Genomic DNA, 8022 nt, shown 5'->3' on the forward strand with positions numbered 1-8022 from the left:
ATATTGAAATTGATCTGGATCATAAAAACCATTTAGCCGCAAATTGTGCTAACAGCCATTGATGAAAAATGGAACCGTTGTCATGCTGCTATGCTTGGATGTTGTATGTGTGAAATCGCGATCGGTTGGCTGTTTACTTTGTAAGGAGCAGTAGATTCAAGATGAACGCTGAAATTAATCCGTGTCAAAACTGTGGTGCGTGTTGCGCCTATTTTAGAGTGTCGTTCTATTGGGCTGAAGCCAAAGAGGGAGGCGGTACAGTGCCCAACGCCATGACCGAACAAGTCACACCCTTTATAAGCTGTATGTCCGGTACTAACTGTAAATCCCCCCGTTGCAGTGCACTTCAAGGTGAAGTCGGTCACGCTGTTTCCTGTACAATTTATGGCGACCGCCCACCACCCTGTTATGAATTTGAACGCTCAGGGGATGCCGGAATTCATAATCCGCACTGTGACCGCGCCCGTGCGCACTATGGGTTACCACCGTTAGCTATTGATAACGTCGAGGTAATCAGATTAGAAGAAATCACTGCTAGATTAATGACAGGATCCCACAGCGCCTCATAACAAGGTATAATCATCGGCTAGCGCTATTTTTTCGATCCCAAGGAGCTTTCATGCCTATCACGGCTAACAGTTTATACCGTGACAGTTTTAACTTTTTACGTAATCAACTGCCGGCAATCCTGCTGCTGGCTTTACTGACTGCGTTCATTACCGTCATGCTGAATCAGGCATTTATCCCTGATGCTGAACAACTGGGTATTTTAAGTGCTGCGGACGGTGATATTGCGTCATCAGCAAGTGTCAGTATCAGTGAGATAGTATCGCAGATGACACCGGAGCAGCAGATGGTGCTGCTTAAAGTCTCTGCGGCGGCGACCTTTTCTGCCTTAGTCGGTAACGTGTTATTAGTCGGTGGAATGCTAACCCTGATTTCTATGGTATCGATGGGCCGTCGGGTCAGTGCATTGCAAGCTATTGGTATTTCAGTACCGATCTTGCCTCGCTTGCTGCTGCTGATGTTTATCGGTACTTTGTTGATTCAGTTAGGATTAACAATATTTATCGTGCCTGGTGTGGTCATTGCTGTCGCGTTATCACTCTCACCGATTATCGTGACCACAGAGAAAATGGGGGTTTTCTCGGCCATAAGAGTCAGTATTAAATTGGCATTTGCCAATGTGCGGTTAATCATCCCTGCGATGATGCTGTGGATAGCGGCCAAATTGATTCTGTTGTATCTGGTAAGCCACCTGACTATTTTGCCAACACCGATTGCGACTATTATTTTAAGTGCGCTTAGCAATCTGGTTTCTGCATTATTGCTGGTGTATTTGTTCCGTTTATATATGTTGTTGCGCCCTGCCACTCCAGCGGAGTAAGTACCCCGCCAAGTAAAAGCAAAAAGGGCCATTACGGCCCTTTTTGTTCATCAATGATTGATACCTATGCACTAACTTCAGGCTCGGCACCTATCTCTGGTTCTTGTTTCTCTGCCACCCGCTGCTTACTTTGAATCAGTTTTAGTGCCAGATAGAGATCCGGTACCAGAATTAGGTCATTATCCTGACTTTTCAATTGATTAACTCTAAACCAGCGTGTTAGTTCGGTACGCCTTCCCGCCAGTATCAACTTAATATTGCGTTGCTTCAGGTCACGTTTAAGCTCATCAATCGCCGATAGAACACTGATATCGGCATAGGTAAAACTGGCGACCGCATCAATAACCACCCAATCTGCCTGATGGGGTGTGCTGTCAACCAAATTCAAAATCCGCCGCTTAAAGTACGCCACGTTAAAATAGGTCAGAGGTGAATTAAAACGATAAATCATCACGCCGGGTACAGGTTTGATCCCATTGCCGCTACGCATTGAATGGATCATACCATCAGCATTAACCCCTAATAACTGTTCTGTTGGGCGGAATACCGTGCGCAGGAACTGCAATAGCCCCAACAGTACCGCCAATCCGATACCACTAATCACGCCGACCAATACTACGCTGACAAAAGTAAATATCGCTAAATAGAAAGCCTGAGTATTACGTTTACGTAATTGCCATAAACTCCTGAATCCCAGTAGTGACCAGGCAGCATAAATCAGCACCACGCCCAGCGCTGCGATTGGGATAAATTGCAACGGTCGGGTTAAAAACAGCAACACCATCGCAATCATCAACGCAGCAATAATAGAAACCAACTGGCTTTTGCCATTATTGGCGTCATTTACGGCTGTACGGGTACTGGCCCCACTGATAGCAAAACCTTGTGATAGCGCTGAAACAATGTTGGTAATACCCAAGGCGCGCAGTTCTACATCGGCATCCACCTCATAACCATTTTTGGCGGCAAAACTACGCGCGGTCAGCATCATGCTAACAAAACTGACCACGGCCAGGTTAAGTGCCGGGATAACCATATCGCGCAGCAGGCCGGGTTGGAAATCAGGCCAATGCACCATTGGCAAGCCACCATCGAACCCGCCAACCACCGCCACGCTAAATTGCTGCATATTGGCAGCCCAGGAAACAAAGGTCGCCATGACGATCGCCAACAGCGGTGCAGGCCAGTTTGGCCGTAACCACTTAACACCATACAGCACCACAAAAGTCAGTAGTGAAATGGCGACGGTGGGCAAATGGCTATTAATCAAATTATGGGGTAATGCCAGTACCCGCTCAATCAGTTGTGGGGGGCGGGTCATAAAACCAAAAACCTTACCGAGCTGATCGACAATAATGGTAATTGCCACCCCATTAAGTAACCCGGTCAATATTGGCCGTGATAATAGATCAGCCAAAGCCCCCAGCTTGAAACGACTGGCCACCAGACACCATGTGCCCATCATCAATGTCATCATGATGGTGAGCTGCCAATGCACCTCACTGCTCCCCGCAGCCAGCGGCGCGACCACCGCGGCAATCACCGCACAAGTTGCCGCATCAGGTCCGACGATTAATTGTCGCGATGAACCAAAGAAAGCGTAGGCAATCATCGGCAAAATACATGAGTACAAACCAACAGCGGCACTAACCCCCGTCAATTCAGCATAAGCAATAGCAATAGGTAATGCGACTGCGGCCACGGATAGACCCGCCCTGACATCGGGTTTGAGCCATTCACGTTCATACGCCATCAATTGGGTCAAACCCGGCATCCAGTACCGAAGTGATCTTCTCTGCATATTTACTCCACAACACCTAACCCAATAATTATTACTCATCATGCTGGGTTAACGCACTACTGGCAATATGCTGACAAAATCTGTTACTTGTTTATCGTAAGTTTCTGCAAATTCCACTGGCAGAGCGCGCATTCCGACGGATAATTAAGGATAATAGTATTTTACCGCTGGTACCCTCACACCACTGAATCCGGTATAGTCGGGCTGTGTACAAATGATGGATTGATTCATGAAGCAACTTTTAGATTTTCTCCCACTGGTCGTATTTTTCGTTTTCTACAAGATGTATGACATTTTTGTCGCCTCAGGGGCGCTGATTGTCGCGACACTACTCGCGTTAGCCTTTACCTGGGTTAAGTACCGTAAAGTAGAAAAGATGACATTAGTTACCGCTGTTATGGTGCTGGTATTCGGGACCTTGACGCTCACATTCCACAGCGACTTATTCATTAAATGGAAAGTGACGGTGTTATATGCACTGTTCGCTGTTGCTTTGTTAATAAGCCAATGGGTTATGAAAAAACCATTGATTCAGCGCATGCTGGGTAAAGAGCTAACGCTACCAGATGCGGTATGGTCAACACTGAATATGTCATGGGCGCTGTTCTTCCTGGCTTGTGGCCTGCTGAACATTTATGTCGCATTCTGGTTACCGCAAGATATTTGGGTAAACTTTAAAGTCTTTGGTTTAACCGCACTCACCCTGATATTCACATTGATCAGTGGCGTTTATATTTACCGACATATGCCGGAAGAACAGAAAAAGTCATAATCTTAAATAATAGCTCCCAACGTCATTGAGACTGCAAACAGGCATCGCCCTGCGGCCTCAATGACGTTGGTATATTTGCGCTTATTGAAATTTCAGTGAGCCATTCCAGGTGAATAGATTTACTTTTAGAAGTAGGCAGAGATGACTCAGGAACAATTATCACCTCGCGGTGAGCAATCATTACCTAATGGTGAATTGGTACTTCGTACCCTTGCAATGCCCGCAGACACTAATGCTAATGGTGATATATTTGGCGGTTGGTTAATGTCACAAATGGATATTGGCGGAGCCATTCAGGCCAAAGAGATAGCTCAAGGGCGAGTTGTCACTGTTCGGGTGGATGGGATGACCTTCCTCAAGCCAGTCGCTGTGGGCGATGTGGTTTGTTGCTATGCCCGCTGTATTAAAACCGGCCGTAGCTCAATTACCATCAATATTGAAGTGTGGGTGAAAAAGGTCTCTTCTGAGCCAATCGGGCAGCGCTATCGTGCCACTGAAGCGGTATTTACCTATGTAGCGGTGGATGATGCCGGTAAAGCCCGTGCGCTACCTAACGGCAGAGGGAATTTCGAGGTTGGCGCAACGCAATAATCGTTGGCCGAGCTTGTCCTGACGCAAAAAAAGGGTCGCCCTGTATAACAGCGACCCTTTTCTTATTATGATATTTGCTGATTACTCAATAGCAGACTGAGTAACACCATAATAACCTTAGTTCATTTCCATATTGCCGCCGATCTTGAACACAATGGTGGTGACATAATCTTTAGCCGCAACCGCTTCAAATCGCCATTTACGCATCACTTGCTTCACCTCACGCTCAAAGGTATTACGCGGCGTCGCTTCCAAAACGCGCACATTAGTGACACGACCATTTTCGTCAATATCGTATTGGACCTTAACCTGCCCTTCGACCCCCAAAGCCAGTGCCCTTGCCGGATAAGTTGGCTTCGCCTTACTCAAGGCTCTTGGCCCAGCAGTGGTTGATGCCCCCGGAACTGACGCTTTCGGCGCGGCTTTTACCGGCGCATTATTGGCAACCAGTGCCGGCTCATCAGATTTGAACGGCTTGTCATCCGGTGGTGCTTCGGTCTTTTTCACTACCGGCTTTTTAACTTCTTTTTTCACCGGTTTAGGCTTGGGCTTTGGTTTCGGCTTCACCGGTTCAGGAATCGGTACAGGAACAGGTTCTGGCAACACCTCAGGCTCTGGCGGTGTTTCTTCAACGGGTTCCGGTTCGGCCTGTGGCTCCGCCGCCGCTGGTTGTGGTGCGGCAAAGGTGGCTATATTGACCATCGTAACGGCCAGCGGTGCATCCTCTATTTCAGGTTGTACCTTCATTTGCTCGACAGAAACGTACAGTAATGCCGCAACTACGCTGCCATGTAAACCAACTGAAAATACGATTGGCCATGTAAGCCGTCGACCCAGGAAAAATTTATTTAGCTGCATAATAATTCAATGTCCTCTAATGCAGCTAAGTGTAAATGCAAATAGCAATCATATTCAATAAGCAAGCGCAAACAATCTTCCTCAACAGCCTTAAATGATGCTTTAAACGGCAATATCAACCAAATAATACTTTCTCGTTACGCTTAGTTATCATTTTATTTCATTATTAACTACCGGTGTATTCATCTGAGAATTTTAGATGTCGCCCTTTCTGCACCTTATTGAATTTATGGATAGAACATGGTGTTATGGCGCAACGAATACAAATCATCATATTGAGGTATATACCCTACATAATTCGAGTTGCAGGAAGGCTGCCAACGCAGATGCAGCTTGCAGTATGAGGGGTATGATAATTTTAAAGGTGAAACATGCTTTATATAATCTTTGCAACGGATGTTCCTGATTCACTTGATAAGCGCTTATCCGTTCGCCCTGCACATCTGGCCCGCCTGCAAGTATTGCAGGATCAAGGCCGCCTACTGACAGCAGGCCCGAACCCAGCCATTGATAGCGCAGACCCTGGTGCTGCCGGATTTACTGGATCGACTGTTATCGCCGAATTTGCCTCGCAACAAGAGGCTGAACACTGGGCGGAACAAGACCCTTATAGCGCGGCTGGTGTGTATCAGTCGGTTATTGTAAAACCCTATAAACGGGTATTCTGAATCACTACAGATGTCTGACATCTATCCAACCATAGACAAAATCGGTTGCATGTAGCCATCTCGTCCGGCGATTACATGTATTTAATTATCTTTACTTATAATTACTGAGAATCATTGTCTAATCAGATATCGATTTTTCTATCGTGACGTTGAGTCATTTTGTTAAATGCGGAGATGAAGACTATGCAGTGTCCAGTATGCAAAGATACCCAACTGGTGATGTCTGAACGTAAAAGCATTGAGATCGATTATTGCCCTAACTGCCGTGGTGTATGGCTGGATCGCGGAGAACTGGATAAAATCATTGAAAAATCGGCTGAAAGTACACCGACATCAACATCAGCGCCATACTCTGACACCAGAGAACGTGAACGTGAACGTGATAATCACGGATATGCAAAACCTAAACACTACAAAAAGAAAAGTTTCCTCTCAGAGTTATTTGATTAACCACGCAGATTGTTTTGCGCTGTGGTGGTAAACAATAGTCAACTTAATCATACGCCTGAATACAGGCGTATTTGATTTTATACTACCAGCCAGAACAAAGACGTTAACGCCGCCTTAAGCTTTGTAGTGCTTCAGCCAATGCTCTTCGCATGCCTCAACGGCTTTATCCAGCATATGCGCCGGTGCTTTTAAAATCATATGGTCTTTTCTTACCCAAACCGGATAAGTGTGTTTGCCAGCAGCAATGACTTGCTCAGAATAAATAGCAGCATGGTATACCAGCTCAGATTCTTCACAATAAATCTCGTACTTATAAAGTGCGGTGCTAACTTTTAAATCCCCGAAGAATACTGTTTTAGCTAATTTATATTGAGACATGAACTATAGCCTTTACCGAAATAGGGACTCTATCATCCACTCATCAGCCAGATATAACTGTGATATCCACTACAAAAAGTACCCTAAGTTGATGTCCTATCGGAAAAATTTAGCTTTATTCTAGCGACAACTTCTCCACCTCAATCAACGGAAATGAACTAAATAGATAACCTTGCATGGCATCCACCCCGAGGTCAGATAACTGAGTAAGCTGTTGATGAGTTTCTACCCCCTCAACTATCACGCACTGGCAGTGCTCACGAAGTCGTGTCAGCAGGTTATCGAACGTGGCACTTCCCCCCCATTGCCAGTAAAAGTGCTTATCAATTTTGACACATTCAAAGAACCCACTGGCAACGGCCGCCAGGTGAGCATTACCGCTACCAAAATCGTCCAACCATAATGAATATCGTTCAGCCAGCTTACTTAATAGTGTGTTCTTCGGCCCATCACTGAGATTGGGAAAACTCTCCATTATTTCTAGCCGGATAAAGGGCATCATAGCTAATAATGATATGACGTCTTCGTCATACAGCACCGTTTGAGCCATATCAAAATCTATATTAATTGAGAGTATTATTTGTTGGTCAATAAACCATTTCTGCTGTGATTTTACCGCACATAATTGGTCAAACAGCAGCTTAGCCTTCATTTGAGCATTAAGTTGATGAAGGAAGCGCTCAGTATAAATAGGCGATTTAAAAGAGGCCGTTGTGAACCGACTCAATAACTCCACAGCAAATAACTTACCATTCTGCCAGTAAACTGGTTCACAGATAAAAGTGCAATCAACTGCAATGTTTAGCCTGCTATCCACAGTAAAACCCTTTTATTTGATTAGAACAGCAGTATTGATCAATTGATAAAATTGATCAATTTTTTATTATTGATCACTAAAAACGATATAAGAGATTGCCAAAAGTAGCAACCACTCTGATCAACCCATTGATAGATAAGAAAGTATTATTTAATCGTGATGATTATCAATGTTATTATTTCATAATCATTTATTTCATAGGAGAATGGTCGCTTCGAACAACCAAACAGTAACACCCCTGAAACTGAATGATTAGAACAAAGCGACCTAATATATATGGTAGCGCGATGTCATTCTGAT

The 8022-nt window shown here is 45.1% G+C and carries 10 protein-coding genes; 6 read left to right on the forward strand and 4 right to left on the reverse strand.

Annotation, left to right across the window (positions count from 1 at the left end):
- Nucleotides 1–161: 161 nt before the first annotated feature.
- Complete coding sequence (locus tag V1952_RS17890; protein WP_372558967.1) at nt 162–569, forward strand: YkgJ family cysteine cluster protein; 408 nt, start codon at nt 162–164, stop codon at nt 567–569.
- A gap of 50 nt (nt 570–619) precedes the next feature.
- Nucleotides 620–1387 (forward strand): YciC family protein, encoded by a 768-nt coding sequence (locus V1952_RS17895; protein ID WP_372558966.1) that lies wholly within the window; start codon nt 620–622, stop codon nt 1385–1387.
- A 64-nt stretch (nt 1388–1451) separates the two neighbouring features.
- On the opposite strand, the gene V1952_RS17900 is transcribed toward V1952_RS17895, so the two are convergent.
- Nucleotides 1452–3188, reverse strand: coding sequence for a SulP family inorganic anion transporter (locus V1952_RS17900; protein ID WP_420075242.1), 1737 nt, complete (start codon nt 3186–3188; stop codon nt 1452–1454).
- 229 nt (nt 3189–3417) lie between these two features.
- Between V1952_RS17900 and V1952_RS17905 the strand changes: the two genes are divergently transcribed.
- Both V1952_RS17905 and yciA read left to right on the forward strand, forming a co-directional pair.
- Nucleotides 3418–3960, forward strand: coding sequence for a septation protein A (locus V1952_RS17905; RefSeq protein ID WP_083158934.1), 543 nt, complete (start codon nt 3418–3420; stop codon nt 3958–3960).
- Between the two features lie 141 nt (nt 3961–4101).
- Nucleotides 4102–4551, forward strand: coding sequence for an acyl-CoA thioester hydrolase YciA (gene yciA / locus V1952_RS17910; RefSeq protein WP_050110472.1), 450 nt, complete (start codon nt 4102–4104; stop codon nt 4549–4551).
- A gap of 117 nt (nt 4552–4668) precedes the next feature.
- On the opposite strand, the gene tonB is transcribed toward yciA, so the two are convergent.
- Entirely contained in the window at nt 4669–5409 is a 741-nt protein-coding gene (gene tonB / locus V1952_RS17915) for a TonB system transport protein TonB (RefSeq protein ID WP_372569143.1), read from the reverse strand.
- Nucleotides 5410–5780: 371 nt separating this feature from the next.
- Here tonB and V1952_RS17920 point away from each other — a divergent pair, with 371 nt between their 5' ends.
- The gene (locus tag V1952_RS17920) at nt 5781–6077 is read left to right on the forward strand and encodes a YciI family protein (RefSeq protein WP_083158936.1); all 297 of its coding nucleotides are present in this window, start codon (nt 5781–5783) and stop codon (nt 6075–6077) included.
- Between the two features lie 183 nt (nt 6078–6260).
- Entirely contained in the window at nt 6261–6527 is a 267-nt protein-coding gene (locus tag V1952_RS17925; RefSeq protein WP_420075243.1) for a zf-TFIIB domain-containing protein, read from the forward strand.
- Nucleotides 6528–6641: 114 nt separating this feature from the next.
- Here the strand turns inward: V1952_RS17925 and V1952_RS17930 are convergent, their stop codons facing one another.
- Together V1952_RS17930 and V1952_RS17935 are read right to left on the reverse strand one after the other, a co-directional pair.
- Entirely contained in the window at nt 6642–6905 is a 264-nt protein-coding gene (locus tag V1952_RS17930; protein ID WP_083158938.1) for a hypothetical protein, read from the reverse strand.
- A 115-nt stretch (nt 6906–7020) separates the two neighbouring features.
- A complete protein-coding gene (locus tag V1952_RS17935) occupies nt 7021–7722 on the reverse strand; it encodes an EAL domain-containing protein (RefSeq protein ID WP_083158939.1) in 702 nt (233 codons plus the stop codon).
- Nucleotides 7723–8022: the final 300 nt, after the last annotated feature.

This window comes from Yersinia sp. 2542 StPb PI, from assembly GCF_048593855.1.
Classification (GTDB): domain Bacteria; phylum Pseudomonadota; class Gammaproteobacteria; order Enterobacterales; family Enterobacteriaceae; genus Yersinia; species Yersinia enterocolitica_E.

Bases quoted from the DNA above. Each gene is read 5' to 3' on its own strand.
- V1952_RS17920 (WP_083158936.1), top strand. From the start codon at position 5,781: ATGCTTTATATAATCTTTGCAACGGATGTTCCTGATTCACTTGATAAG.
- V1952_RS17895 (WP_372558966.1), top strand. From the start codon at position 620: ATGCCTATCACGGCTAACAGTTTATACCGTGACAGTTTTAACTTTTTA.
- V1952_RS17925 (WP_420075243.1), top strand. From the start codon at position 6,261: ATGCAGTGTCCAGTATGCAAAGATACCCAACTGGTGATGTCTGAACGT.
- tonB (WP_372569143.1), bottom strand. From the start codon at position 5,409: ATGCAGCTAAATAAATTTTTCCTGGGTCGACGGCTTACATGGCCAATC.
- V1952_RS17900 (WP_420075242.1), bottom strand. From the start codon at position 3,188: ATGCAGAGAAGATCACTTCGGTACTGGATGCCGGGTTTGACCCAATTG.
- yciA (WP_050110472.1), top strand. From the start codon at position 4,102: ATGACTCAGGAACAATTATCACCTCGCGGTGAGCAATCATTACCTAAT.
- V1952_RS17890 (WP_372558967.1), top strand. From the start codon at position 162: ATGAACGCTGAAATTAATCCGTGTCAAAACTGTGGTGCGTGTTGCGCC.
- V1952_RS17905 (WP_083158934.1), top strand. From the start codon at position 3,418: ATGAAGCAACTTTTAGATTTTCTCCCACTGGTCGTATTTTTCGTTTTC.
- V1952_RS17930 (WP_083158938.1), bottom strand. From the start codon at position 6,905: ATGTCTCAATATAAATTAGCTAAAACAGTATTCTTCGGGGATTTAAAA.